This is a genomic window from Streptomyces lucensis JCM 4490, assembly GCF_014650035.1.
Lineage (GTDB): Bacteria > Actinomycetota > Actinomycetes > Streptomycetales > Streptomycetaceae > Streptomyces > Streptomyces lucensis.
The window spans coordinates 35,522-61,961 of the sequence record NZ_BMUE01000014.1 but is presented as its reverse complement, the minus strand read 5'-3'; the positions used below and the strand labels follow the sequence as shown (position 1 = coordinate 61,961).

Below are 26,440 nucleotides of genomic sequence, written 5' to 3'. Positions count from 1 at the left end.
CCACGTCTGTCAGGCCTGCCGGGCCTGCCACGTCCGTCGGGCCTGCCGCCCGGCAGGACCCTCCCCGCACGCCCTCCTCAGCAGGGCAGCAGGCGCATGGCGTACAGCGCGGCCCCCAGGTCGGCTAGGGCGACCGGGTCGGAGAGCGAACGCCCCGTCAGCTCCTCGACGCGGCGCAGGCGGTAGCGCACGGTGTTCGGATGGACGAAGAGCCGTTCCGCGGCGTCGGCGGCCACACCCCCCGAGGCGTACCAGTGCCCGAGCGTCCGCAGCAGCCTTCCACGCTCGGCCGCGGGGAGTGCCAGGAGCGGGCCCAGGAACACCTCGACCAGCCGGCTCGACTCCGCCGGGGCGGCCGCCACCAGCATCGCCAGCGGGCTGTCGTCGAAGCGGGTGACACCCGGCCCGTCGCCGGGCAGACCGGTCAGGGCGAGCCGGGCGAAGCGCAGCGCCTGCGGCGTGTCCCGCAGCGTGTCGAACCGGGGACTGACGCCGACCCGCGCACGCCGGCGGCGCAGCGCCCGCAGACTCACCGACTCCGCGTCGCGGTGGGCGAGGGCCACCAGCCCGATCTGCTGGTCGGGCAGCAGACGCCACACCGACGGGACTCCGGACCGGCGCAGTGCCGCCTCGATCCCGGGCAGCGGCTCCTGTCCGGGGTCCGGCACGGTCGCGGCCACCACCGCGTACGGGCCGCGCTCCGGCAGACCGAGCTGGCCGGCCGCCTCCCACGGCGTCGTACGGTCGGCGAGGGCGCCCGTGAAGAGCGCCTCGGCCAGGGCCGAGCGGCGCGCCTCACGCTGCAGCGCCAGTTCGGCGCTGGCCTCCCGGTAGGCGGCCGCCACCGCCTCCGCGTACCGGCCGAAAAGGGCCCAGATCTCCGACGACCCGGCGACCAGCTCGGTGTCCGTCACCTCCGGGTGCCTGCGCGCCTCCTCGACCAGCTCCGACCACAGGAACTCGAATCCGACCCGGTAGGCGTGCAGGGTGTCCGCCAGCGGCACGCCCTGCTCGGCGCGCAGGCGCCCCGTCTGCTGCGCGGCCCCCACGTCGGCCCCGGTCCCGAACGCGAAACGGGCCAGGATCAGGTCGGCGTTGCCCTGGCAGGACTCCCGCAGCGACACGAAGGGGATGAGCGCGTCGTCCGCGTACGACTCGACCTCCGCCCGTATGCGACCGGCCATCCGCTCACCCAGCTCGGGAAGCCGCCCACGCAGCGCGGCACCCACACTCGACAGACCCATACCCGCAGCGTACGGGGGCGGGTTTGGCCCTGGGAACAAACCCGGGGCGACCGAACTGTTCGCGCCGCCATGGACGCCCGTGAAGGCGCACGCCACGATGCCGTGAGCGCTGACGACGGGACCTCGTGGGCGCCGAGAGCACGCATGCAAGGAGGCATGATGGCCAACCTGGCGGAATTCCTGGTGGACACGGCGCGCCGGCTGCCCGAGCGCCCGGCGCTGCGGCTGGGGACGGTGACCACCACCTACGCCGAGCTGGACCGGCTCAGCGCCCGGGCCGCCGCGCTGCTGCACACCGAGGGCGTACGCGCCGGTGACCGGGTCGCGCTGATGCTCCCGAACGTGCCCGAGTTCGTCGTCCTGTACTACGCCGTCCTCCGCGCCGGCGGGATCGTCGTACCGATGAACCCGCTGCTGAAGGAGCGCGAGACCGAGTACCACCTGCGGGACTCGGGCGCCGTGCTGCTCTTCGAGTGGCACCAGGCGCCCGGAGAGGGCGCCGCCGGCGCCGCGGCCGCCGGGGTACGGCACCTGGCGGTCGAGCCCGCCGCGTTCGCCGCCGAACTGGCGCGCCTGGAGCCGCGGCACGAGGTGGCCGCCACCGCCGGTGACGACGTCGCCGTGCTGCTCTACACCTCCGGCACCACCGGCCGCCCCAAGGGCGCCGCGCTGACCCACGCCGGACTCCGCCACAACACCGAGGTCAACGTCACCGAGGTGCAGCGGATGACGTCCGAGGACGTGATCGTCGGCTGCCTGCCGCTGTTCCACATCTTCGGGCAGACCTGCACGATGAACGTCGCCGTGTACAGCGGAGCGTCGCTCACCCTGGTCCCGCGCTTCGACCCGCGAACCGTCCTCGACGCCATCGCCCGCGACCGGGCGACCGTCTTCGAGGGCGTCCCCACCATGTACGCCGCCCTGCTCCAGCACCCGCGGGAGGCCGCGGCGGACGTGTCCAGTCTGCGCATGTGCGTCTCCGGCGGCGCCTCCCTGCCGGTGGAGGTCCTGCACGGGTTCGAACGGCGCTTCGGCTGCATGGTGCTGGAGGGCTTCGGCATGTCCGAGACCAGCCCGGTCGTCTCCTTCAACCACCCCGGCCGTCCGCGCAAGGCCGGGTCCATCGGCACGCCCATCCGCGACGTGGAGGTGCGGCTGCTCGACGACACCGGCCGGGACGTCGCACCGGGCGAGGTCGGTGAACTCGCCGTGCGCGGACCGAACCTGATGAAGGGCTACTGGAACCGTCCCGAGGAGACCGCCGCCACCGTCCCCGACGGCTGGCTGCGCACGGGCGACCTGGCCCGCCGCGACGAGGACGGCTACCTCTACATAGTCGACCGGAAGAAGGACCTCATCATCCGCGGCGGCTACAACGTCTACCCGCGCGAGATCGAGGAGGTCCTGCACGAGCACCCGGCGGTCGCCCTCGCCGCGGTCCTCGGCGTGCCGGACGAACGGCTCGGTGAGGAGGTGGCGGCCGCCGTCGTCCTGCGGCCGGGAGCCGAGGCGGGCGCGGAGGAACTCCAGCGGTTCGTCAGGGACCGGGTCGCCGCCTACAAGTACCCGCGCCGCATCTGGCTGACGGACGCCCTGCCGATGGGCCCCAGCGGCAAGATCCTCAAGCGGGAGATCACGGCCCCGGTGGCCTGAGGCGGCGGGCGGACGTGCGCCCGCCGAGTGGGTGAACAACTCGTTTGCAATATTCGGTTGACGCCAGATCGTGTGCTCGCGGACGATCGGCTCATGTCATCGACGGACGGGCACACCGACCCCTTCACACCTCCGCAGCCCGAGCAGGCGCGAGCCCGGCGGGTGTACGCCTCGCTGTTCCGCATCGCCGAGCGGCACGCGGCCACGGAAGGCCAACGGCACCGGCAGGTCCACCCCTCGGTCCTCGGACCCCACGAGGCGGTCCGGCTGGTGTCGTTCCTGCTCAGCGGGGCCGCCCAACTCGACGACGGCGAACCGGAGGTGGACCACGCCGACATCACCGCCGCGTTGAGCCTCGTCCCGCTGATGCGCGCGGAGGCGGACGAACTGGAGGCCTCGCTCCTTCGGATGGCGCGCGGCCGGGGCATGACCTGGAACGAGGTCGCCTTCGGCCTCGGCCTCGGCACCCCGCAGGCGGCCAGGCAGCGCTACGAGCGCCTGGCCGGCCGTGCGGCCGAGAGGGAGGACGCGGAGTAGAAAGCGGGGCGACGGCTCGATTCAACGCACCGCGTGGGGGCACCCGGAGAGCAGGAGCACTGCTATCGGCAGGAGGCACGTCATGATCGCCCTTGGCATCATCCTGCTCATCATCGGATTCATCACGGGACTGTCGATCCTGTGGACCATCGGCATCATCCTGGTGGTGATCGGGGCCGTGCTGTGGATCCTGGGCTCCATGGGCCACGCGGTGGCCGGCCGTCGGCACTACTGGTGACCGCGGCGGTAGCCGGCTGACCTGGAACCGCTGCGCCCGGCCGGGAAGCGGGCGGCATGTGTCGCGCACCGCCCCGGCCGGGCGTACTCGGCCCACCGCCCTTCAGTGACCGGCCGCTTCGGGCGCGCGCCGCACGCCGCCCGCCGCCACGAGCGCGCCGGCGACGCACAGGACGCCGGCGGTCAGCACGCGGACGTGGACACCGTTCACGCACGCCTGCCCAGCTCCGCCGCGGCGTGCGAGGGGGAGGGGGACGACATCACCAAGCCGACGCCCAGGCCGAGCGCCACGAACGGCGGCCACATCAGGGCGTACGGCGAGTCCGCGCTCCAGCCGGGCACAGAGGTGTGACTCATGCGTGCTGCGTTCATCGAGGAGCTCGGACCGCCGGACGTCATCCGGTACGGCGAGATCGCCGCTCCGCGGCCGGGGCCCACCGACGTCCTGGTGGACGTCCTGGCCGCCGCGGTCGACCCGGTGGACGCCTTCGTCCGCTCCGGTGTCTTCCGCACGCACGTGGACTTCCCCTTCGTCATCGGCCGCGACCTGGTCGGCACGGTGGCGGAGACGGGGCCCGGCGTCACCGGCTTCCGCGCCGGGGACCGGGTGTGGTGCAACAGCCTCGGCCACGGGGGACGGCAGGGCGCCGCGGCGGAACAGGCGGTGGCGGCCGCCGACCGGCTGTACCACCTGCCCGAGGGCGTCGACCCGTACGCCGCGGTGGCGGTGCTCCACCCGGCCGCCACCGCCTATCTCGCGCTGTTCGTCCACGGACGGTTCCGTGTGGGCGAGACCGTGCTGGTCGCGGGGGCGGCCGGCAACGTGGGCAGCGCCCTGGTGACGCTGGCGGCCCGGGCCGGCGCCCGCGTCCTCGCCACGGCCGGCGCGCGGGACGCCGCGTACTGCCGGGAGTCCAACGCGGCGGAGGTGTTCGACTACCGGGACCCTGACCTGGCCGGGAGGATCCGCCGGGCGGCGCCGCACGGCCTCGACCTGTACGTGGACACCTCCGGCGTCAACGACCTGGAGACCTCGGTCGGTCTGCTCGCCCGGCGCGGCCGCGTGGTGCTGCTGGCCGGGGCCCGCAGCCGCCCCGTGCTGCCGGCCGGCTCCCTCTACATGGACGACCGCTCGGTCGTGGGATTCGCCATCTCGAACGCGACACCCGACGAACTCGCCGCAGCCGCCGGGTGCGTCAACGACCTGCTCGGCCGGGGCGTCCTGCGCCCGCGGAGGACCGAGGTGCTCCCGCTGAGCGCGGCGGCCGACGTCCACGCGCGGCTGGAGAGGGGTGAACTGCACGGGCTGCGCGTGGTCCTGCGCACGGATCCCGGGTGACCGGCCGTCCGGCGGACTCGAACCGTGACGGGCCGGGCCCGCCGGCTCGTCAGGCGCCGATACGCGCCTTGTACGACTCCGGATAACTCTCCGTGAGCTTGATGGCCCACACCACCACCGCGATCGGGACGACCCAGTTGAACCAGTCGTCCTGGGACGGATAGCGGATGGCCAGCCAGGTCGAGACCGTCATGACGGCGAAGGCGGCCCCCCACACCACCGTGAGCACCCTGTTGATGTGCTTGAAGACGGGGGAGTCCCAGTACTCCGCCGGGGTCGACTCCCGGGCGTACGGGGCGGTGAACGGCTCGAACAGCAGTGATCCGAGGGCCACCACGGCCACCAGCCCGTTGGAGATGACCTGGGCGTAGGTCTCGAGCCAGAGGAGCTGGCCGCGGTCCAGGACCAGGGCGAGGACGCAGACGACGGCGAAGAAGGCGATGCCGGTCAGGTCCAGCACGCGCAGCTTCCCCCGCAGGAGGTCCTGGCCCGACAGCGCGATCGAGGCGATCAGCGCGGCGAGGGCCGCGTACTCCCAGGTGCTTGGGCTGGCGACCACGCCGAAGATGATCCACGGCGTGAACGACAGGAACACGCTGCCCTTGCCGACCGTCTTCGTGGCCGGGGCCTTCGTCGCCGATTGCTGCGCCATGGCAGCTCTCCCCTCGGATGCCGGAACCCGGGATGCCGGAAGCCGGGATGCCGGGACCGTCCCTCCGTTCCCATCATGCGGTCGGCCGCCGCGGGCCGCATGACGGGCCCGGTTCCGTCAGGGCCTCGACGGCCGGCCGCAGCAGGGCGGCGATGCGGTCGGCCGGGGCGTCCCGGAGCGCGGGCAGGCCGAGGAGCTGGTGGCCGATGGTGACGCCCAGCAAGGTGGTGATGACCAGTGCGGCGCGCAGCTCGGGGTCGTCGGCGGCGGACAGGGCGGCGCCGATGCCGTCGATCTGCCTGCCGAGGGCTTCGCGGGCCTGCTCGGCCGCCGCCGGGTCCGTGAGCATGGAGCGCATCATCGCGAGCGTGCCCTCGGGCAGGCCGCCGAGTTTCAGGCCGAGCGTGGCCAGCAGCTGATCCACCAGCGCGTCGGCGCCGCCGGGAGCCGGCGGCGCGGGGAAGGCCTGCACGGCCCGGGTGAACAGCTCGCGCTTGGAGCCGAAGTACTGCATGACCAGAGCGGGATCGACGCCGGCCGCGGTGGCCACGGCGCGAATGGTGGTGCGGTCGAATCCCCGCTCGGCGAACAGCTCCCGGGCGCCGGCGAGGATGCGGGCCTCGGTGGCTCGGCGGCGGTCGGCGCGGGACTGGTGGGGCGTCGTCACCGTTTAACTCTACGGCCGTTGACCGAAAGTGCCGACCGGGCCTACGGTGATTGGGTCAACGGTTGTTGAGCGAATGGAGTGATCGCCGTGCCGGCTCCCGGAACCTCCGCTGTCCCCACCCCACTCGAGGTGCTGGAGCGCTACTACCAGGCCCTGCTCGACAAGTCCGCGGACGATCTCGCCGATCTGTACGCCGAGGACGCGGTGCACGAGTTCCCGTTCGCCTCACCCGGTTTCCCGCCGCGCTTCGAGGGGCGCGAGGCCGTGCGCGCGGGCTACCGGGCGGCCTGGGGCGCCGGTCCCGCCCGGGTGGAGGAGATCAGGAGGGTCGCGGCCTACGAGACCGCCGAACCCGGGGTGATCGTCGCCGAGCACGTGGTGGTCGGCACCGTGCCGCCCCGGAACGCCCGCTTCACCGTGCCCGGCCTGCTGATCCTCCGTGTGGACGGCGGACTCCTCACGCGGGTCCGCGACTACATGGACGCCTCGGGCGTGGCCGGGGCCCGGGACGCCGGGGGAAGCACGCACCGCTAGGGTGGCCCCATGGCGGGGGACGACATGTATCGGGAACTGGGCGAGGCCGCCTGGTCGTGGGTGCTGGGCCAGGTCCGTGACGACGACGGCGGCCCGTGGCTGCCGGAGACGGTGGCGGAGGGCGGCGAGGAGGCGGCACCGGCGAAGGACCGCGACTCGCTGTACGCGGGCATCGCCGGCCTCGCCCCGGTGCTGGCGGAGATCGCGCAGTACCGGGAACTGACCGGCGCCGAGCGGACCCTGGCGGCCGGCATCGTGACGAGACTGTCGGCGCAGGCGGAGAACCGCGTCGAGGCCTCGCTGTACGACGGACTGGCGGGCGACGCCATGGCGCTGAGACTGCTCGCCCCGGGCTCGGAGTCGGTCGCGCTGCGACGGCTGGCCGATCTGGCGACCCCCGAGGGCTGGCGGACCACGATCGAGTTCGAGCCGGGCTCCGACGCGCCCCTCAGCGACGTCATCGCGGGCACCGCGGGCATCGTGATGACGGCCGTCTGGGCGGGCGGAGAGTTCGCGGAGCCGATCGCGGCGACGGGCGGCGAGGCCCTGCTGCGTGCGGCGGACCGGACACCGGCCGGACTGGACTGGGGGATGACGCCGCGCACGGAGCGGCGGATGCCGAACTACTCGCACGGCACCGCGGGTGTGGCCGCGGCGCTGGCCGTGGCGGGCGCGGCGCTCGGCCGGGCCGACTTCGTCGAAGCCGCGGTCCAGGGGGCCCGGCACGTCCTGTCGGTGGGTTCCCTGGCGGACGGCGGTTTCGCCGCCCCGCTGATGATCCCGCCGCCGGAGGACCGGGAGCCCGTGACGTTCACCTGGTGCCACGGCCCGGCCGGCACCTCGCACCTGTTCGCGGCGCTGGCCCACGCGGGAGTCCACGAGGTGTCGGGCCTCGCCGTCGGCGAGCTGCGCGACCGCTGCCTGACGTCGCTGCTGACCTCGGGGATCCCGGAGCGCCTGCGCCCGGGCTTCTGGGACAACGACGGCCGCTGCTGCGGCACCGCGGGCGTGGGGGACGTACTCCTGGACGCGGCGCAGGACCTCGCCGGGGAATCGAGGGCGCAGACCCTCCTGCGGGCGGCGCGCACGATGGGCGACGCCTTGGTGGCGCGGGCCGTCGAGGACGAGGCGGGCGCCCGCTGGCGCTTCCTGGAACACCGCGAGGACCCACCGCTCCTGCCCCCGAACACGGCGTGGATGCAAGGCGCGGCGGGCATCGCGGCGTATCTGCTGCGCCTCGGCCGGTTCGTGGAGAGCGGTCCCGGGGCTTCGGTGGTGGACCGCCCCGACCAGTGGTGGGCGGTGCCGCCGCACCTGCGCGCCGCGGCCTCCTGACAGCGGCGGCGCGGGGCCCCGCACGCTGACCCGTGCCGGGGCGGCCCGCCACGCTCGTCACCGTGGCCGCGGGGGAGAAGAATGAGGCGCGGGGGCACCGCACTCCGGAGGCGTCATGAGCACTTCAGCAGAGCCGAGGGTGTCGGGCCTGGAGGTCCGGTCGATCGACTACGTCCCCCTGGACGAGCGGCACGGCAAGCTCTGGCATCTGGGTCCCCTGTGGTTCATGTCCAACGCCCAGATCGCCACCCTCGCGGTGGGGCTGATCAGCATCACCGAGGGCGGCAACCTCATATGGTCACTGCTGGCCATCGCCACCGGTACCCTCATCGGCACCTTCTTCATGGCCTTCCACTCGGCCCAGGGCCCCCAGCTGGGGCTGCCGCAGATGATCCAGTCGCGGCCCCAGTTCGGCTATGTGGGCGCCCTGCTGGTGTGGCTCTTCGCCTATGTGCAGTACGCCGGGTTCAACGTCTTCAACAGCGTCCTCGCGGCCGAGTCCCTGCACACCACGCTGCACGGCGGCGTCAAACTGTGGGTGGTGGTGGTCACCGCGGTCGCGCTCGTCATCGCGCTGGTGGGCTACGACATCATCCACAAGGCGGAGCGGCTGCTGACCTACACGTTCCTGGTCGTCTTCGGGATCTTCACGGTCGGCGTCCTCGTCACCCTGCACTACCCCGCGGGCTCCTTCGACCTCGGCGCGTTCGAGCTGACGCCGTTCCTCGCCCAGTTCGGCGTGGTCGCCGGCTACCAGATCAGCTGGGCCATCTACGTCTCGGACTACTCGCGCTACCTGCCGCCGGACGTGACGGTCCGCAAGACCTTCTACTGGACCTACTTCGGCTCCGCGCTCGGCGGCATCTGGCTGATGGCGCTCGGCGCGATGCTGGCCGCGTGGGCCGGCAAGGACTTCGACACCATCCGTTCGATCAACGCCGCCGGAGACAGGGTGTTCGACGGGTTCGGCGCGATCGTGCTGCTCTTCGCCACCCTCGGGCTGGTGTCCGTCACCGCGCTGAACATGTACGGCGGCTCACTGACCCTCATCAGCGCGATCGACTCGTTCAAGCGGGTCCGCCCGACACTGGGCGTGCGCCTGTTCACCATCGGGCTGACCGCGGCGCTCTCCCTGGTCGGCGCGCTGGCCGCCACCTCCAACTTCCTTGCGAACTTCAACAACTTCTTGCTGCTGGTGCTCTACCTGTTCATCCCGTGGACCGCGGTGAACCTGATGGACTACTACATCGTGCGCCGCGGGCACTACGCCGTCGCCGAGATCTTCAACCCGAACGGCATCTACGGTCGCTGGGGCTGGCACGGGATCATCGCCTACCTGGTCGGCTTCGTCGTCATGATCCCGTTCTTCTCCGTCGGGACCCTGTTCGTCGGCCCGGCCGCGAAGGCGCTCGGCGGGGCCGACATCTCCCTGTTCGTCGGGCTTCCGGTGTCCGCGCTGCTGTACTGGTGGCTGACGCGCTCGATCGACGTCGCGGCCGAGGAACGCCTGGCCCTGGCGGAGGCACGGGACCTGGAGCAGGCGGCACACGAGCACCGCGAGCCCTGAACGCCCGCCGGACGTCCGGCGGCGAGGTGCCGAGCGTGCCCGGGTGGGCGATTCTGTAGGGGTGTGGGGTGTCCCGGCCGGCCGGATACCCGCGGCCTACGCCGCCGCGGGCCGCCGGGCGGTACGCGTGACGCTGGTCGCCGCGGCCGTCTTCTACCTCTTCCGCTACGGCCTGGACAACCGCGTCGCCGCGACCTACGCCCTCTTCTCCACGGTGGCGCTCGGCGGACTCTCCCGGATCCCCGGCACCGGGCCGCAGCGCGCCGCGGTGGTGTCGCGTGTGCTGCCGGTGTGCTGGGTGCTGGTGGTCGTGGGCACCTACCTGTCGGTGCGCACGTGGAGCGCGGTCGCCGGCATGCTGGTCGTCGGCTTCACCCTGGCCTTCAGCGCCGTCGGCGGCCCCCGTCCGGCCGGCGCGGCACCGGGTCTGCAACTCCTGTACATCCTGCCGTCGTTTCCCCCGTACGATCCCGGCTCGCTCGGCGACCGGCTGATCGGCGCCACCGCCGGACTGGCTCTGCTCGCCGCCGCCGAGGCGCTGATCCTCTCCGAGCCCCGGCCCATGTCGTACCCGGAGCGGGCCGCGCGGGCGGCCCGCACAGCCGCGCACTGCGCACCCCTCCTCGCCGCACCCCCGTACGAACTGCCCGCCACCGACGTCCGGGCGGCCCGGGCGGCCGGCCAGGCGCTGCGGCCGCTGAACGTGCCCGAGGCCGACCGCCCGGCCGGGCCGGGGGTGCACGACCGCGCCCTCTCCCACACCGGCCTCGCCACCCGCACCCTGCTCAACAGGCTGGAGCGGCCGCCCGCCGTGCCGGGAGAGCCTTCGGGGCCCGCCGTGACCGCCGTGCTGCACGCGGTGGCACGCCTGGCCACGGCGACCGCGGCCTGCCTGCGGACCGGCCCGTCGCCGTCGGCGGCGTACGCCGACCTGGTCGCGGCCCGCGCCCGGCTGTCGGCGTCGTCGGCGGGCACCGCCCCCGCTGACGGCGGCGGCCCGCCGGCCGGCTTCCCGCCCGCCGTTCTGCGCCGCGACGCCGCCGTGCTGGAGATCGCCGACGCCGCCCTGGCCATGGGCGCCGCGGCCGACCTCGCGGTCCGGGGCCGGCACGCCCGGGTCGAGTTGCCGCCGGGCCGCTTCTGGTACGCCACCACACGGGCCCCGCTCCTGTGGTGGCACCGGGCGCACGGAAACGCCGGACGGCGGTCGGTGTTCTTCCAGAACGCGGTGCGCATCGCCCTGGCCCTGACGGCGGCCCGGCTCGTGGCCGGCGTGGACACACTGCCGCACGGATTCTGGGCCATGCTGGCGACGCTCACCCTCACCCGGACCACCATGGACGCGACCTGGAGCACCATCCGCCTGGCGCTCACGGGCACGCTGGCCGGAGCCCTGGTCACCGCCGGGACCCTGACCCTGGTGGGGACCGACACCGCCGTGTACGCCGCCGTGCTGCCGGTGTGGATGCTGTTCACCTTCACGGTGGGACCGGTGCGCGGCGTCGGCTGGGCGCAGGGCCTGTTCACCGTGCTCGTGGCACTGGTCTTCGCCCAGCTGGCGCCGCCGACGTGGCGGCTGGCGGAGGTCAGGATGCTCGACGTGCTGATCGGCAGCGCGATCGGCGCCGTCTTCGGGCTGCTGGCCTGGCCCCGCGGGGCGCACGCCGAACTGGCCCACGCCGGGGCGGAACTGCTGCGCAGGGCGGCCGAGACCGTGGTGGCCACCGCGGCCTCGGTGGCGGCCGGCACCGGGGCGGGCGCTCCCCCGGGCGGTTCGCGGCACCGGTCGCTGCAGCACGCGGTCGTCCTCGCCGAGTCGGCGTACGCGCAGTACCAGAGCGAGCCGGCGCCCTTCGGCGGCAGGAGCCGCACACCGGTGCCGGCCGGCGTGGACTGGCAGGCCGCGCTCATCGCAGGCCACCACACGCTGTGGGGATCCGACCGGCTGCTGGAGCCGCCGTCCGCCGCACTGGACGCGTCGGCGGCCGAGCCGCTCCGCGAGCTGGGGGAGCGGGTCGCCGGCCGGCTGCTGCTGGTGCCGGCGGCGCTGGACCCGGCGGACGACACCCCGGCCCCGCCGCTGCCGCTGACCGGCCCGGCCCGCGCCGCACAGCCGCCCGGCGCCCCACGGCTGTACTACGCGGCCGTGTCCTGGCTGGACTCCCTGCTGGACGACCTGACCCGGATCGCGCACGCCGCCCCCGCGACCGGGACCCGCCCCGCACCCAGACCGGCCCACCACTGACCGCGGATCTCGGCCGGCGCACGCCACGACGCGGTCCGCGCCGCTCCGGCCGGCGGGCACCCGCCGGCCGGTGACCTCACCTGTTCCCGGCCCACCGGGTGACGGTTTTCGCAACAAGTGTTATCCGAGGCGCCCCGAGCGGTCTCCCAGGCATCGGACACAATCGTTCGGCGTCGAGGACAGGAAGCATTTGATGAGCACACAGCACGCGGCGGAGACGGCGGCACTGGTGACCGCTGCCCGAGAGGGGGACGCGCAGGCTCAGGACGCCCTGGTCAGCGCGTACCTTCCGCTGGTCTACAACATCGTGGGGCGGGCCCTGAACGGCTCGGTGGACGTGGACGACGTCGTGCAGGAGACCATGCTGCGCGCTCTGGACGGGCTGGGCGGCCTGCGGTCTCCCGAGCGCTTCCGCTCCTGGCTGGTGGCGATCGCGATGAACCAGGTCCGCGCCCACTGGCAGGCCCGCAGCTCCGCCCCGGGCGCGGTCGAGGAGGCCGGGGACCTGGCCGATCCGGGAGCCGACTTCGTCGACCTGACGGTGGTGCAGCTGCAGCTGTCCGGGCAGCGCCAGGAGACGGCGCGCGCGACCCGCTGGCTGGAGCCGGACGACCGGGGCCTGCTGTCGCTGTGGTGGCTGGAGTGCGCCGGCGAACTGACCCGGGCCGAGGTCGCCGCCGCCCTGGACCTGTCGCCCCAGCACACGGCGGTCCGGGTGCAGCGGATGAAGGCCCAGCTGGAGGCGGCCCGCGTGGTGGTGCGGGCGCTCGACGCGCGGCCGTCGTGCGAGGAGCTCCGCGCCGTGCTGGCCTCCTGGGACGGCATACCCTCGGCGCTGTGGCGCAAGCGAATAGCCCGGCACGCCCGCGGCTGCGCCCGCTGCTCCGGACTGTGGAGCGGGCTGATGCCCGCGGAGGGGCTGCTGGCCGGTCTGGCGCTGGTCGCGGCCGCGCCGGCGCTGCTCGAGGGCGTGCGCTCCGCCTCCGGCCCGATGGCCCCGGCCGGTTCCGCGACCCGGATCGACACCTCCGGGACCGGGCCGGCCCCGCGCACCGGCCGGCGTGCCGCGCGGGGCCGGACCGCCTCCCGCGGCGAGTCCCGCCGGCTGCGGCGCGTCCGGCGGCGGGCCGTCGCCGGCGCCGTCGTCGCGGCCTGTGTCGTCGGGGGCGGCCTCTGGTACTTCGGCACGGAGTCCGGGAGCGGCAGCGGGACCGCGGCCGCCGAGCGATCGGACGCGCCCGTCGTGGACCTCTCGGCACCCAGCGCCGCCGAGACGTCGCGGTCGGCTCGGCCGACCGCCTCGCCGTCCCCCTCGAAGCCCAAGAAGAAGAAAAGGACGACCGCTTCGAAGACCCCGAGCCCGGCGAAGAAGAGCACGCCGGCTCCCCGGCGCTCCACGCCGCAGGCCCCGGCCCCGGCCGGCACCCCACGGACGCAGCCCGCCCCCTCGGACACCGTCGGACAGGTGGTGGCGCTGGTGAACAGGGAACGGGCGACGGCCGGATGCGGTCCGCTCACCGCGGACCCGCAGCTGCAGAAGGCGGCGCAGAGCCACTCCGACGACATGGCCGCGCGCGGCTTCTTCGACCACACCAACCCGGACGGCGCCGACCCGGGTCAGCGCATCACCGCGACGGGCTACCGCTGGTCCACGGAAGGGGAGAACATCGCGCAGGGCCAGCAGACCGCCCAGGACGTGATGAACTCCTGGATGAACAGCCCCGGACACCGGGCGAACATACTCAACTGCTCCTTCAAGGACATCGGCGTGGGCGTCCACAAGGGCACCGGCGGCCCCTGGTGGACGCAGGACTTCGGCGCCAGGCTGTGACGGGGGGAGCGCGGCTCGGGCCCACGGCCGGTGCGTCGCGCTCCGTCACCAGCCGGTCAGCAGCAGATGGTTGAGCAGCAGCGCGAGCACCGCCTGCGCGGCGAGCCAGACGCGGCGGTGGGGGAGCAGCGCGCAGGCCGGCAGCAGCCACAGGGCGAACGGCAGCCAGATGCGTTCCGTCTCCGCCTTGCTCATCCCGGACACGTCGGCGACGAGCAGGGCCAGCAGGGCGGTCCACACGAGGACCGCCAGGCGGACGCGTGCCGCCGACCCGCCGGCCGGCCCGCCCGGGTCCGGCTCACGGGCCACGCGCCGGCGGAGCAGTTCGCCCGCCGCCCGCCGCAGACCGGCCGCCGTGGCCAGGCCGGTGATGAGCACCGTGCACGCGAGGTTGGCCCACACCCAGTAACCGTAGGGGCGGGTGCCGCCCACGCCCTGGTAGTACCGGGTGACGAGCAGGCGGTAGGCCTCCCACCAGTCGAAGCCGGCGAGGGCCGACAGCGTGGGCACGACGGCCAGTCCGGCGAGCAGCGGCAGCAGCACCAGGGGCCGCTCCCGTAGCTCGCGCCGGCCGAGGACGAGCACCGCGGCTCCGGGCAGCGCGAACAGCGTGAGGCCGTAGGAGAGGTAGCAGGTCAGGCCGAACAGGAGCCCGGAGCCGGCCGCCCACCACGGGGACCGGCGGGTGAGCGCGAGGGCGAGCAGGGCCACGGCCCACGCGGCGACCGCCGCGAAGTAGGCGTCGGCGGACGCGCCCTGCCACACGGCGGCGGGCGCCAGCACCAGGAACGGCGCGGCCCGCCGCGCGAGGGCCTCCGCGGCGAGGAGCCGGATCGCGACCAGCACGGCCACACATCCCGTCGCGCCGGCGACGACGCACCACATCCCGGCCCAGCCGCCGCCCCGCAGCCCCATCCGGTCGAGCAGGACGAAGGTCAGCGTGGCCGCCGGGGGGTGGCCGGCGACGTGCGCGGGCCAGTGGCCGGGCGAGCCGATGAGGATGTGGTGGTCGAAGTCGCGCAGGGCGGCCGGGATGTCGTGGAAGCGGCCGATGACGCGCAGGTACTCGTTCCGGGTGGTGAGCCGGCCCGCGAGGCCCCGCTGCCAGCCGTCGACCAGCGCGAGGGAGACGATCCACGCCACGGCGACCGCCCAGGCGGACGCGAGCAGCGTCCGCCACCGGAGGCGGTCCGCCAGGGCGGGACCCCAGGCCACCGTGGCCACCGCCACGGCCAGGGCGGCCGGGGTGCCGGGGCCGACATGCGGATCCCACTCGGCCAGCACCGGCGGCCAGTGCACGAACAGCGTGTGGCGGGTGTCCTGGATGCGGCGGCCGACGAGTACGGCCACCGTCACGAGGAGGGCGGCGGCACCGGCGGCGTACAGGTCACGGCGGCAGAGTCGGGTCACGGCCACACGCTAGGCGGGCCGGCGGCGACGGACCGCGGGCCGGGGCCGGACGTCAGCGTTTCGTCATGAGCGGCACGCGCCCTTCCGGGGGTCCCCCGGCCTACGGTCGGAACATGCGCGACCACCCCCGGCTCCCCACGTCGCCCGGCTTCTGGCGCAGCCCCCTGCGCGGACCGTGGCTCACCTCGGTACTCGGCCTCGTCCTGCTCACCGGCATCACCGTGCTGTTCGTGACCGGCCTGGTGTCCTACGCCGCCTACAACCCGGGCCTGTCCCCGGTGAACGACCAGACACCGGACAAGGGGCTCCTCGGCTTCTACCTCTTCGCCTGGCCGACCGACCCGGTGTGGCTCTACCGGCTCACCCAGGGCACGCACGTCACGCTCGGCATCACCCTGATCCCCGTCCTGCTGGCCAAACTCTGGTCGGTGGTGCCCAGACTGTTCGAGCTGCCGCCGGCCCGCTCCGTCGCGCACGCGCTGGAGCGCGTGTCACTGGTGCTGCTGGTCGGGGGCGGGCTGTTCGAGTTCACCACCGGCGTGCTCAACGTGCAGCTGGACTACGTCTTCCCCGGCTCCTTCTACCCCCTGCACTTCTACGGCGCGTGGGTGTTCTTCGCCGCGTTCGTGGCGCACGCGGCGCTGAAGGCTCCGGCCGCCGTGCGCACCGTGCGGCGGCGGACGGCGGGGAGGGCGGGGACGGCGGAGCGTCCCGCCGCCGCGGACGCCGGCACGCTGGTCGCACCACGGCCCGATCCGCCGACGGTCTCCCGGCGCGGCCCGCTGGGGCAGGTCGGGGGCGCCTCGCTGCTGCTGCTGGTGACCACGGTCGGGCAGAGCCTGGGCGGGCCCTTCCGCCGCACGGCCCTGCTCGCACCCCACGGCACCGCCGACCCGGGCGGCGGCCCGAACGGCTTCCAGATCAACAAGACGGCCGGATACGCCGGTATCACGGCGGCCGACACCCACGAGGACGCCTGGCGCCTCGTCGTCACCGGCCGCACCGGCGCCGTCCGGCTCAGCAGGGCCGAGCTGCTCCGGCTGCCGCAGCACAGCGCGTCCCTGCCCATCGCCTGCGTGGAGGGCTGGTCCACCGCCGACCAGTGGTGGCGCGGGGTGCGGCTGCGCGACCTCGCCGCGCTCGCCGGGTACGACGGTGCCCCGCCCGACCTGTTCGTCGAGTCCCTGCAACGGCACGGCGCGTTCCGGCACGCGGCCCTGCGCGCCAACCAGGTGGCCGACCCGCGCTCCCTGCTCGCGTTCCAGGTCAACGGCGAGGGCCTGTCCCCCGACCACGGCTACCCGGCACGGATCATCGTGCCCGCCGCACCGGGCGTGCTCAACACCAAGTGGGTGTCCCGGCTGACCTTCGGAGACCTGTGATGCGACGCCGCCCTCCTCCCCTCGGCAGTCCGCTCCACCTGCTGCTGCTCGGCTGCTCCTTCGCACTCGCCGCGTACGCGGGCGTACGGCTGTTCGCCGGCGACTGGTTCGGGGTCGCGCTGTGGATCGTGGGCGCCGCGCTGCTGCACGATCTCGTGCTGCTGCCGCTGTACTCGGTGGCGGACCGGGCGGTGACCCACGGGCTGGGGGCGGCCGGGCGGCGTGACTGGGCGCCGTACGCCCGGGTGCCCGCCGCGCTGTCCGGGCTGCTCCTGCTGGTCTGGTTCCCGCTGATCAGCGGCATGGCCGGCCGGCGTTACCGGTCGGCCACCGGACTGTCCCCGGACGGCTTCCTCGCCCGCTGGCTGCTGATCACCGCCGTACTCTTCGGCGGCTCGGCGCTGCTGCTGGCGCTGCGGGTGCGCAGGGCGGCGAAACACCGCCCGCCGGCCTCCCACTGACCCACGGCCCGCAGACCGGCCCCGCGCGCGTACCGCACCAGGGCCGGAGTGCCGAGGCGCGCCCAGAGGAACGGGTCACCGCCGGCCCCGAAGGCGCCGACGACGTCGACCACCTGGACCCGGGCGCGTTCGTCGACGTCGGCCCCGGCGGTCTCGGCGATCAGCAGACCGCCGGGGCGCAGCAGCCCGGCCACCCGCTCCAGCAGGACGGCCGGATCGCCGCCTATGCCGACGTTGCCGTCCATCAGCAGGACGGTGTCCCAGCGTCCCTCGCCCGGCAGCGGGTCGAAGACGGAGCGGCGCAGCGCCTGCCCGCCCCCGGCCTCCCGTGCCCGCCGCATCGAGGCGGACCCGAGGCGCCGCGCGGTGTGCTCCACGGCGGCGTCGCTGACGTCGACGCCCAGCACGGTACGGCCCCGGGCGGCCAGCTCCGCCACCAGCCGACCCGGCCCGCAGCCGACGTCCAGGACTGCGCCCTCGCAGCGGTCCAGGACCTGCCGGTCCACCGCGTCCGCCCGGGCGCACCAGCGCTCCACCTCCAGCGGCAGCAGCCAGCCGTCCGTGCGGCGCAGGAACAGCGGGCCCCGGCCGCTGCGCAGTGCGGTCGCGTACGGGTCGGCGGCCGCCCAGGCCAGGCGGGCGGCGGGCGGGCTGCTCATCGCCCGGCGGCCGGCGCGCAGCGCGCGAGGCGCGCGGCGAACCGGCTGTGCGGGGCGAGAGCGGCCACGGCACGGGCGTCGGCCGCCACGTCCACGTCCCGCAGCCGGGGCAGGTCCCGTACCCGCAGCCCGGCGGCGACCAGCCGCTCCCGCTGCACGGCCCCGGTCAGGGGGGTCGACATGGGAACGCCCAGCAGCAGCGCCGGGTCGGCCTCGGCCAGCCCCAGGGCCCAGAACCCGCCGTCCTCCGCCGGGCCGAGGCACGCTTCGGAGTCCGCGAGGTCGACGGTGAGGAGGTCGGGCGTCACCTGCGGGGTGTCCATGCCGATGAGGAGGGCGGGACCGCGGCAGTGCGCGAAGGCGTCCGCCAGCCGCTCGTCCAGCCCGCCCCCGCACTGCGGCAGCACCTCGAAGCCCGGCGGCAGCCACGGCCCGGGTGCACCGTCGAGGACGAGCACGCGCCGGGACGCGGGCGCGGCCGCCACGGCGCACAGCGTGTCGGCCAGCGCCGCCTCGGCCAGTTCCGCCGCCTCCCGCGGGCTGAACGGCGGGGTGAGCCGGGTCTTGACCCGTCCCGGGCGCGGTTCCTTGGCGATGACGAGCAGCGTGGTCACCGTACGGGCCTCCGTACGGCCGGCGCGTGCGGCGCGGGCGGTTCCGACAGGACCCGGCCCATGTCCCGCACCGCCTGCCAGGTGCCCCGCCAGGTGCCGGTCACCTTGGACGCTCCGGCGCGCGGCAGGTAGGGCACGTCGTGCTCGGTGACGCGCCAGCCGGCGTCGGCCGCGCGCACGACCATCTGCAGCGGGTAGCCGCTGCGCCGGTCGGTCAGGCCCAGTCCGAGCAGCGCCTCGCGGCGGGCGGCGCGCAGCGGGCCCAGGTCGTGCAGGCGCAGCCCGGTGCGCCGGCGCAGCATCCGGGCGAGCACGAGATTGCCGGCCAGGGCGTGCACCGGCCAGGCGCCCCGGCCGCGCGGGCGCCGCCGGCCGAGCACCAGGTCGGCCGCGTCCCGCCGGACCTCGCGCACGAACGCCTCCAGCAGCGAGGGGTCGAGGGAGGCGTCGCAGTCGCAGAAGCAGACGATGTCGCCGGTGGCCGCGGTCAGCCCGGCGTGGCAGGCGGCGCCGAAGCCGCGCCGCGGCTCGTGCACCACCGTCGCGCCCAGCGCGCGGGCGATGTCGGCGGAGCCGTCGGTGGAACCGTTGTCGACGACGAGGGCGCGCCAGCCGGCCGGGATCCGGGCGAGCACCCAGGGCAGGGCCTCGGCCTCGTTCAGACAGGGCAGCACCACGTCGATGTCCGATGGAGTGGTCGTCACGTCCTTCACCCTACGAACGGCGACCGGACATACCGGGCGCGAGCTCCTTACGAAACGCGGACGCCGTACCCGCCGCCCCGCCGCCGGAAGACGCGTGGTGCGAGGCTGGGGGCATGCAACCGCCGTACGAGTTCCCCGGGACAGCGGCCGCCGACGGGGCGGCCCGGGTCCTGGTCGTCGACGACGACCCGACCGTCGCCGAAGTCGTCACCGGATACCTCCACCGCGCCGGCTACGTGGTCGACCGCGCCGGCGACGGCCCCACCGCCCTCACCCGCGCCGCGGCACACCGGCCCGACCTCGTGGTGCTGGACCTGATGCTGCCCGGCATGGACGGACTGGAGGTGTGCCGCCGGATGCGGGACCGCGGACCGGTGCCGGTCATCATGCTCACCGCGCGGGGCGACGAGGACGACCGCATCCTCGGTCTGGAGGTCGGCGCGGACGACTACGTCACCAAGCCCTTCAGCCCCCGCGAACTCGTGCTGCGCGTGGAGTCGGTGCTGCGCCGCAGCCGCCCCGTCACGGCCGGCTCCCGGCTGGCCGCGGCGGGACTGTCGGTCGACACCGAGGCCCGCACGGCCACCAAGGACGGCCGGGAACTCGCCCTCACCCTGAGGGAGTTCGACCTGCTCGCCTTCTTCCTGAGGCATCCGGGCCGCGCCTTCGGCCGCGAGGACCTGATGCGCGAGGTCTGGGGCTGGGACTTCGGTGACCTGTCGACCGTCACCGTGCACGTCCGCCGGCTGCGCGGCAAGGTCGAGGAAGACCCGGCAAGGCCGCGGCTGATCCGGACGGTGTGGGGCGTGGGCTACCGTTTCGAGCCCGGTGAGGCAGGGCTCTGACCATGCGCGACACCCTCCTCATAGCCCTGTACGCCTTCGCCGCCGCAGCGGCCGCCGGACTCGCCGGAGCCGGCGTGCTGCGCCTGATCCGGCGACGCTCGCTCACCGCCTCGCTCACCGTGGTCGCGGCGGTCGGCGTCGTCGCGATGCTCGCCGGCACGCTCGCCGTCGCTTGGGCGATGTTCCTCTCCCCGCACGACCTGACCGTCGTCACCACCGTCGTCGCGATGGCCGCCGTCGTCTCGCTGGCCACCGCGCTGCTGCTCGGCCGCTGGGTCGTCGCCCGCAGCCGCGAACTCGCCGAAGCCGCCCGCCACTTCGGCGACGGCGGCGAGTTCGCCGCCCCCGCGGTCCCGGGCACCGCCGAACTGGACGCGCTCAGCCGTGAGCTGGCCGCGACCAGCGCCAGGCTCGCCGAGTCGCGGGCCCGTGAGCGGGCGCTGGAGACCTCCCGGCGCGAGCTGGTCGCCTGGATCTCGCACGACCTGCGCACCCCGCTGGCCGGACTGCGGGCCATGTCCGAGGCGCTGGAGGACGGCGTAGCGGCCGACCCCGGCCGCTACCTGAGGCAGATGCGCACCGAGGTCGAACGGCTCAACGACATGGTCGGCGACCTGTTCGAACTCTCCCGCATCCATGCGGGCACCCTCCCGCTGACCCCCTCGCGCATCTCGCTGTACGACCTGGTCGGCGACGCCCTGGCGGGAGCCGATCCGCTCGCCCGGGAACACGGGGTACGGCTGGTCGGCGACCGCGTCGAACCGCTGCCGGTGGAGGTGGACGGCAGGGAGATGAGCCGGGTGCTCGGCAACCTGCTGGTGAACGCCATCCGCCGGACGCCGGCCGACGGCACGGTGGCGGTCGCCGCCGAGCGCACCGGAGAGGGGGTGGTGCTGTCCGTCACCGACGGGTGCGGCGGCATCCCCGAGGAGGACCTGCCGCGCGTCTTCGACACCGGCTGGCGCGGCACCGACGCCCGCACGCCCCCTGCGGGCGCGGGCCTCGGCCTCGCCATCGTGCGCGGCATCGTGGAGGCCCACCGGGGCCGGGCGACCGTCCGCAACATCCCGGGCGGCTGCCGCTTCGAGGTGACCCTCCCGGCCGCACCCTGACTCACTCCTCCCGCAGTCCGGCCCGCGCGAACTCCTTCATGCCGTCCGCGAACCCCACCCGCGGCCGCCAGCCCAGCGCGGCCCGCAGCCGCGAGGAGTCCGCGGTGATGTGCCGGACGTCGCCCAACCGGTACTCCCCGGTGACCACCGGCAGCGGGCCACCGCACGCGGCGGACAGCGCCCGCGCCATCTCGCCCACGGTGTGCGGCTCGCCGCTGCCGGTGTTGTACGCCGTGAGGACTCCCGGCGCGGCCCGCGCCTCCAGCGCCGCGACGTTCGCCGCGGCCACGTCCCGCACGTGCACGAAGTCCCGCCGCTGCCGCCCGTCCTCGAACACCCGGGGCGCCTGCCCGCGGGCGAGCGCCGAGCGGAAGAAGGACGCGACCCCGGCGTACGGGGTGTCGCGCGGCATGCGCGGGCCGTACACGTTGTGGTACCGCAGCGACACCGCCGACCCGCCCGTGCAGCGGGCCCAGGCGGCGGCCAGGTGCTCCTGGGCGAGCTTGGTGGCCGCGTACACGTTCCGGGGATCGGCCGGGGCGTCCTCACCGACCAGGCCCGGTGCGAGGTCCGCGCCGCACTCCGGGCAGCGGGGCTCGAAGGAGCCCGCGTCGAGATCGGCCACGGCGCGCGGACCGGGCCGTACGGCACCGTGCCGCGGGCACGTGTACCGGCCCTCCCCGTACACGACCATCGAGCCGGCCAGCACCAGGTGCCGCACCCCCGCCCGCGCCATGGCGGCGAGCAGCACGGCCGTACCCAGGTCGTTGCGCGAGACGTACTCCGCCGCGTCGGCGACCCCGTCGCCGAGCCCGACCATGGCCGCCTGATGGCAGACGGCGTCCGCACCGGCCAGCGCCCGGGCGAGGGCCGCCGCGTCGCGGACGTCCGCACCAGGGTCCTCCCGGACGTCGTACACCAGCGGCTCGTGCCCTCCCTCCCGCAACGCCGTGACGACATGGGACCCGATGAAGCCGGCACCGCCGGTGACCAGTACGCGCATACGGCCACGCTAGAGCCGGCCGCGCCGCGGACCCGCGCGGCCGAGCCGCACGTCACCGGTCCGTAAGACCCGCTGCGTGGCGCGCCGGAGGGAACGGGCAGCGGTCGCCGGACACGCGGGCCCAGTGCTAGAAAAGGGACATGCGCGGACGTTCCCGCCGGCCCTGGGCGAGAGCGGCGCCGCCACCCGGCACACGGCGGTCGTCCGGTCCGTCCCGTCGTAAAGGCTTCCGGTGGTCACCCGGGCGCCGCCTCTCGCCGTCCCTGAGCGTCCGCACCCTCGCCGCCCAGGTGTTCCTGCTCCAGGCGCTCATCGTGCTGGTGCTGGTCGCGGTGGCCGCCACCGCCCTGGTGCTGCAGGGCCGCTACGACGCCGAGCGCAGCGCACGGGACCGGTCGCTGGCCGCGGCGGAGGCCTACGCGCACGCCCCCGGCACGGCACTCGCGCTGCGGTCGGCGGACCCGACGGCACGGCTGCAGACCTCCGTGGAGCAGGCCGGAAAGGCGGCCGGCGTCGACTTCATGACCCTCATGGACGAACACGGTGTCAGGGTCGCCGACTCCTCCGACCCGGCCCTCATCGGCAAGAAGGCTCCGGGCGTCGGCCCGGCCACCGCGGGGGAGGCGTACACGGAGACCTTCCACGGCCGTCCGGGCGACGCCGTCCGCGCGGTCGTACCCGTGACGGACGCCAGCAGACGCGTCGTCGGCATCGTCAGCGCCGGCATCCGGTACGCCAACCTCACCCACGTGCTCAACCAGCAGCTCCCGATGCTGCTCGGCGCGGCCGCGGGGGCGCTGCTGCTGTCGACCGCCGGCACGGCTCTCGTCAGCCGCCGGCTGCTGCGGCAGACCCACGGACTCGGTCCGGCCGAGATGACCCGGATGTACGAGCACCACGACGCCGTGCTGCACGCGGTGCGCGAGGGAGTCCTGATCGTCGGCGGCGACGGGCGCGTCCTGCTCGCCAACGACGAGGCACGCCGGCTGCTCGGCCTCCCCGAGGACGCCGACCGTCGGCAGGTCACCGAACTGGGGCTGGGGCCCGGTCCGACCCGGCTGCTCGTCGCCGGCGAGGCCGTGTCCGACGAGGTGGTCCGGGCCGGCGACCGGCTGCTGGCGGTGAACGTCCGGCTCACCGCGCCGTACGGCGGCGGCCAGGGGCTGGTCGCCACCTTCCGCGACACCACGGAACTCAGGGCCCTCTCCGGCCAGGCCCAGGTGGCACGGGGCCGGCTGTCCTTCCTGTACGAGGCGGGCACGCGCATCGGCACCACGCTCGACGTGCGGCGTACCGCGCAGGAGCTGGCCGAGGTGGCGGTCCCCCGGCTGGCCGACATCGTCACCGTGGAACTCCTCGAGGCCGTACTGCGCGGCGACGAGCCCACGGGCGCCGTGTACCGGATGCGGCGCACCGCGCTGCGGGCGTCACGGACCGGGCACCCCCTGCAGCCGGTGGGGGAACTGATCCGCTTCGTGGTGGCCGACACCCCGATGGTGGCGGCGCTGCAGCGGGGCAAGGCCGTCCTGGTGCCGGACCTGCACGACGCGCAGGACTGGCGGGCCCAGGACCCGGAGGGCGCCCTGGAGGCGCTCGAGTACGGCATCCACTCCCTGGTCTCGGTGCCGCTGCGGGCCCGCGGGGTGGTCCTCGGCATGGTCAACTTCTGGCGCGCGGCGGACTTCCCCCGGTTCGAGGACGAGGACGTCGCCGTGGCCGAGGAACTGGTGGCCCGGGCCGCCGTCGCGATCGACAACGCCCGCCGGTACTCCCGCGAACACGAGATGGCCGAGACCCTGCAGCGCAGCCTGCTGCCCCCGGGCCTGCCGGAACAGGACGCGCTGGAGATCGCCTCACGCTATCTGCCGGCCCGGTCCGGTGTGGGCGGGGACTGGTTCGACGTCATCCCGCTGCCCGGCTTCCGGGTCGCCCTGGTCGTCGGGGACATCGTGGGGCACGGCCTGCAGGCCGCGGTGACCATGGGACGGCTGCGGACCGCCGTGCTCAACTTCTCCTCGCTCGACCTGGCCCCGGACGAGCTGCTCGGGCATCTCGACGAGATGGTGGCCCGGCTGGACACCCACACGGCGCACGACGCGGACGACCGCGCCCCGCTCACCGGCGCCACCTGCATCTACGCCATCTACGACCCGGCGGGCGGGCATTGCACCCTCTCCCGCGCCGGGCACCTGGCCCCCGCCGTCGTGGACGCCGGCGGCCGGGTGACCTTTCCCGACCTCCCGCTGGCGCCGCCCCTGGGCGTGGGCGGGCATCCCTTCGAGGCCGGCGAGCTGGACCTGCCCGAGGGCAGCCGCCTCGTGCTGTTCACCGACGGCCTCGTGGAGAACCGGGGGCGGGACATCGACGAGGGACTGGAGCTGCTCCGCTCCACCGTCGCCCGGGCCGGCGGGACGCCGGAGGAGACCTGCCGGGCCCTGATGGACGCGATGCTGCCCGACCACCCCAGCGACGACGTGGCGCTGCTGGTGGCCCGGACCCGGCTGCTCGACCCGTCCCGGGTCGCGGCCTGGGACGTGCCGTTCGACGTGTCGGCCGTCTCCCGCACCCGCGCCGAGGTGAACCGGCGGCTCACCGACTGGGGGCTGGAGGAGCAGGCGTTCAGCACGGAACTCATCCTCAGCGAACTCCTCACCAACGCGATCCGCTACGGCGCCCCGCCCGTGCGCGTCAGACTGCTGCTGGGCCGCACCCTCGTCTGCGAGGTGTCGGACGGCAGCAGCACCTCACCGCGCCTGCGGCGCGCGGCCACCACCGACGAAGGCGGCCGCGGACTGTTCCTCGTCTCCCAGTTCGCGGACGGCTGGGGCACCCGGTACGCGGCGCGGGGCAAGGTGATCTGGGCCGAACAGACCCTGGGCCGCGTCCGGGAGCCCGACATGTCCGTGCTCTTCGACGACATCGCGTTCTGATCCCGGGCCGCGGCCGGCACGCCTCACGACGCCGCGGCCGAGGGGCGGATGTTCTGGTTGAGGCGGAACATGTTCGTCGGGTCGAAGTCGTCCTTGACCCGGACGAGCCGTTCGCGCACCGCGTCGGGGTAGGAGGCCCGCACCTTGTCCTCGGCGGCGTCGCCGGTGAAGTTGACGTACATGGCTCCGTGGCCGTGGCGTGCGATCTCCGCGCGGGTCTCGCGGGCCCAGGAGACGTGCGCGCCGAAGTCCGTCGCGCCGGGGGACCGGGCGATCACGTTGCACAGCACGCCCGGCTCCCGCTGGCTGAAGGCCGTGGCGTCGGCGGGTACGCGGGCGAAGGCGCCGCCCAGCTGGTGCAGGTGCACCTCGCTGAAGGGCGTGGGCGTCGTCAGGTGGCGCCGTAGCACGGCGTCGAGGGCGGCGTCGGACGGCTCGATGAACGCGGACGTGAAGTAGTTGTGGGCCCCGGCCGTCCACAGGGGGTCGAGCAGGGACTGCATCGCCGTGTACGGCATGGGGGCCATGAGGTCGGCGATCGGCGTCCCCAGCCTGCGCAGCGGGCCGACGGCCGCCTCTCCCGCCGCGGGGTCGCCCGCGTACATCCCGGCCAGGACCACGACGCGGGTGCCGTGGACCTCCGGCGGCAGGAAGGGCAGCGGGGGCGCCGTGGTCAGGTCGACCAGTGTCGTCAGCTCGTCGGGCATGCCCGCGATCAGCTCACGCCAGCCCTCGAGCACCCGACGGGCCTGCTCCACGGGGTAGACGATCAGACCGGCCAGCACCTGCGGCCCGACCGGGTGCAGCCGGTACTCCAGCGAGGTCACGACCCCGAAGTTGCCGCCGCCGCCGCGCAGCGCCCAGAACAGCTCGGAGTTCTCGTGCGCGTCCGCGCGCACCACGCGGCCGTCGGCGGTGACGACCTCGGCCGCCGTGAGATTGTCGGAGGCCAGACCGTGGCGGCGCAGCAGCCAGCCCACACCGCCGCCGAGCGTGAAGCCGGAGATCCCGGTCGTGGAGACCAGGCCGCCGGTCACGGCGAGGCCGGAGGCCTGCGTCTCGCGGTCGAGTTCCCCCCAGGTCAGGCCGGGCTGGGCGACCACCCGGCGACCCGCGGGATCGACGACGGCGCCCTTCATGGGCGACAGGTCGATGACGATGCCGTCGTCGCAGGTGGAGAACCCGGCGATGCTGTGGGCGCCGCCGCGCACCGCGACCAGCAGGTCCTGGCTGCGGGCGAACTCGACGGCGCGGACGACGTCCGCGGTCCCGGCGCACCGCACGACGAGCGCCGGGTGCTTGTCGTGAGCGGCGTTCCAGACCGCACGGGCCCGGTCGTAGCCGGGGTCGCCGGCCCGGACGACGGTGCCGCGCAGGTCTGCCTCCAGCTCGGCGACGGTGGCGTCCCCCAGGATTCCCTTGGCCGTGTCGATCGACATGATCGGCTCCTTGGTGTGAGTGCTTGCACCGACACGAAGG

The 26,440-nt window shown here is 74.6% G+C and carries 23 protein-coding genes; 13 read left to right on the top strand and 10 right to left on the bottom strand.

What is annotated here, in order from left to right:
* Nucleotides 1-77: 77 nt before the first annotated feature.
* Entirely contained in the window at nt 78-1,244 is a 1,167-nt protein-coding gene (locus tag IE177_RS26960; protein ID WP_229816287.1) for a PucR family transcriptional regulator, read from the bottom strand.
* A 159-nt stretch (nt 1,245-1,403) separates the two neighbouring features.
* Here IE177_RS26960 and IE177_RS26955 point away from each other — a divergent pair, with 159 nt between their 5' ends.
* The 3 genes from IE177_RS26955 to IE177_RS26945 all read left to right on the top strand — a co-directional run bounded on the left by IE177_RS26955 (nt 1,404) and on the right by IE177_RS26945 (nt 3,672).
* Nucleotides 1,404-2,897 (top strand): long-chain-fatty-acid--CoA ligase, encoded by a 1,494-nt coding sequence (locus tag IE177_RS26955; RefSeq protein WP_190018040.1) that lies wholly within the window; start codon nt 1,404-1,406, stop codon nt 2,895-2,897.
* A 93-nt stretch (nt 2,898-2,990) separates the two neighbouring features.
* Nucleotides 2,991-3,434 (top strand): DNA-binding protein, encoded by a 444-nt coding sequence (locus IE177_RS26950; RefSeq protein WP_190018039.1) that lies wholly within the window; start codon nt 2,991-2,993, stop codon nt 3,432-3,434.
* Between the two features lie 82 nt (nt 3,435-3,516).
* Nucleotides 3,517-3,672, top strand: a complete 156-nt coding sequence (locus IE177_RS26945; RefSeq protein WP_190018038.1) for a DUF6131 family protein — start codon at nt 3,517-3,519, stop codon at nt 3,670-3,672.
* A 206-nt stretch (nt 3,673-3,878) separates the two neighbouring features.
* Here IE177_RS26945 and IE177_RS35640 read toward each other — a convergent pair whose 3' ends face one another.
* Nucleotides 3,879-4,028 (bottom strand): hypothetical protein, encoded by a 150-nt coding sequence (locus tag IE177_RS35640; RefSeq protein WP_190018037.1) that lies wholly within the window; start codon nt 4,026-4,028, stop codon nt 3,879-3,881.
* On the opposite strand from IE177_RS35640, the gene IE177_RS26935 reads away from it, so the two are divergent.
* Nucleotides 4,027-5,010 (top strand): NADPH:quinone reductase, encoded by a 984-nt coding sequence (locus tag IE177_RS26935; RefSeq protein WP_190018036.1) that lies wholly within the window; start codon nt 4,027-4,029, stop codon nt 5,008-5,010. The two genes, IE177_RS35640 and IE177_RS26935, sit on opposite strands and share 2 nt — an antisense overlap.
* Before the next feature lie 49 nt (nt 5,011-5,059).
* Here IE177_RS26935 and IE177_RS26930 read toward each other — a convergent pair whose 3' ends face one another.
* Nucleotides 5,060-5,662, bottom strand: a complete 603-nt coding sequence (locus IE177_RS26930) for a DUF3159 domain-containing protein (protein ID WP_190018035.1) — start codon at nt 5,660-5,662, stop codon at nt 5,060-5,062.
* 73 nt (nt 5,663-5,735) lie between these two features.
* On the bottom strand, nt 5,736-6,329 hold the full coding sequence (locus IE177_RS26925; RefSeq protein WP_190018034.1) for a TetR/AcrR family transcriptional regulator: 594 nt from the start codon (nt 6,327-6,329) through the stop codon (nt 5,736-5,738).
* An 87-nt stretch (nt 6,330-6,416) separates the two neighbouring features.
* On the opposite strand from IE177_RS26925, the gene IE177_RS26920 reads away from it, so the two are divergent.
* The 5 genes from IE177_RS26920 to IE177_RS26900 all read left to right on the top strand — a co-directional run bounded on the left by IE177_RS26920 (nt 6,417) and on the right by IE177_RS26900 (nt 13,841).
* Nucleotides 6,417-6,863, top strand: coding sequence for a nuclear transport factor 2 family protein (locus IE177_RS26920; protein ID WP_190018033.1), 447 nt, complete (start codon nt 6,417-6,419; stop codon nt 6,861-6,863).
* A gap of 9 nt (nt 6,864-6,872) precedes the next feature.
* Complete coding sequence (locus tag IE177_RS26915; RefSeq protein WP_190018032.1) at nt 6,873-8,198, top strand: lanthionine synthetase LanC family protein; 1,326 nt, start codon at nt 6,873-6,875, stop codon at nt 8,196-8,198.
* Nucleotides 8,199-8,313: 115 nt separating this feature from the next.
* A complete protein-coding gene (locus IE177_RS26910) occupies nt 8,314-9,765 on the top strand; it encodes a purine-cytosine permease family protein (protein ID WP_190018031.1) in 1,452 nt (483 codons plus the stop codon).
* A gap of 43 nt (nt 9,766-9,808) precedes the next feature.
* Entirely contained in the window at nt 9,809-12,010 is a 2,202-nt protein-coding gene (locus IE177_RS26905) for an FUSC family protein (RefSeq protein ID WP_229816286.1), read from the top strand.
* Between the two features lie 193 nt (nt 12,011-12,203).
* Entirely contained in the window at nt 12,204-13,841 is a 1,638-nt protein-coding gene (locus IE177_RS26900) for a sigma-70 family RNA polymerase sigma factor (RefSeq protein WP_190018030.1), read from the top strand.
* A 45-nt stretch (nt 13,842-13,886) separates the two neighbouring features.
* Here the strand turns inward: IE177_RS26900 and IE177_RS26895 are convergent, their stop codons facing one another.
* A complete protein-coding gene (locus IE177_RS26895) occupies nt 13,887-15,251 on the bottom strand; it encodes a hypothetical protein (RefSeq protein ID WP_190018029.1) in 1,365 nt (454 codons plus the stop codon).
* Nucleotides 15,252-15,364: 113 nt separating this feature from the next.
* On the opposite strand from IE177_RS26895, the gene IE177_RS26890 reads away from it, so the two are divergent.
* A complete protein-coding gene (locus IE177_RS26890; RefSeq protein ID WP_190018028.1) occupies nt 15,365-16,633 on the top strand; it encodes a molybdopterin-dependent oxidoreductase in 1,269 nt (422 codons plus the stop codon).
* Between the two features lie 316 nt (nt 16,634-16,949).
* Here the strand turns inward: IE177_RS26890 and IE177_RS26885 are convergent, their stop codons facing one another.
* From IE177_RS26885 to IE177_RS26875, 3 genes are read right to left on the bottom strand one after another with little or no spacing between them, the layout of a single operon-like run.
* The gene (locus IE177_RS26885) at nt 16,950-17,753 is read right to left on the bottom strand and encodes a class I SAM-dependent methyltransferase (protein WP_190018027.1); all 804 of its coding nucleotides are present in this window, start codon (nt 17,751-17,753) and stop codon (nt 16,950-16,952) included.
* A complete protein-coding gene (locus IE177_RS26880) occupies nt 17,750-18,367 on the bottom strand; it encodes a TIGR04282 family arsenosugar biosynthesis glycosyltransferase (protein ID WP_190018026.1) in 618 nt (205 codons plus the stop codon). Before IE177_RS26880 ends, IE177_RS26885 begins: the two co-directional genes overlap by 4 nt.
* The gene (locus IE177_RS26875) at nt 18,364-19,080 is read right to left on the bottom strand and encodes a glycosyltransferase family 2 protein (RefSeq protein ID WP_190018025.1); all 717 of its coding nucleotides are present in this window, start codon (nt 19,078-19,080) and stop codon (nt 18,364-18,366) included. Before IE177_RS26875 ends, IE177_RS26880 begins: the two co-directional genes overlap by 4 nt.
* Nucleotides 19,081-19,184: 104 nt before the next feature.
* On the opposite strand from IE177_RS26875, the gene IE177_RS26870 reads away from it, so the two are divergent.
* The gene (locus IE177_RS26870) at nt 19,185-19,916 is read left to right on the top strand and encodes a response regulator transcription factor (protein ID WP_190018024.1); all 732 of its coding nucleotides are present in this window, start codon (nt 19,185-19,187) and stop codon (nt 19,914-19,916) included.
* A gap of 2 nt (nt 19,917-19,918) precedes the next feature.
* Nucleotides 19,919-21,028: a sensor histidine kinase gene (locus IE177_RS26865; RefSeq protein ID WP_190018023.1), complete on the top strand. Its 1,110-nt coding sequence runs from the start codon at nt 19,919-19,921 to the stop codon at nt 21,026-21,028.
* A gap of 1 nt (nt 21,029) precedes the next feature.
* Here the strand turns inward: IE177_RS26865 and IE177_RS26860 are convergent, their stop codons facing one another.
* Nucleotides 21,030-22,031 (bottom strand): NAD-dependent epimerase/dehydratase family protein, encoded by a 1,002-nt coding sequence (locus IE177_RS26860; protein WP_190018022.1) that lies wholly within the window; start codon nt 22,029-22,031, stop codon nt 21,030-21,032.
* Between the two features lie 140 nt (nt 22,032-22,171).
* On the opposite strand from IE177_RS26860, the gene IE177_RS26855 reads away from it, so the two are divergent.
* Complete coding sequence (locus IE177_RS26855) at nt 22,172-24,961, top strand: SpoIIE family protein phosphatase (RefSeq protein WP_190018021.1); 2,790 nt, start codon at nt 22,172-22,174, stop codon at nt 24,959-24,961.
* A gap of 23 nt (nt 24,962-24,984) precedes the next feature.
* Here IE177_RS26855 and IE177_RS26850 read toward each other — a convergent pair whose 3' ends face one another.
* The gene (locus IE177_RS26850) at nt 24,985-26,400 is read right to left on the bottom strand and encodes an FAD-binding oxidoreductase (protein ID WP_190018020.1); all 1,416 of its coding nucleotides are present in this window, start codon (nt 26,398-26,400) and stop codon (nt 24,985-24,987) included.
* Nucleotides 26,401-26,440: the final 40 nt, after the last annotated feature.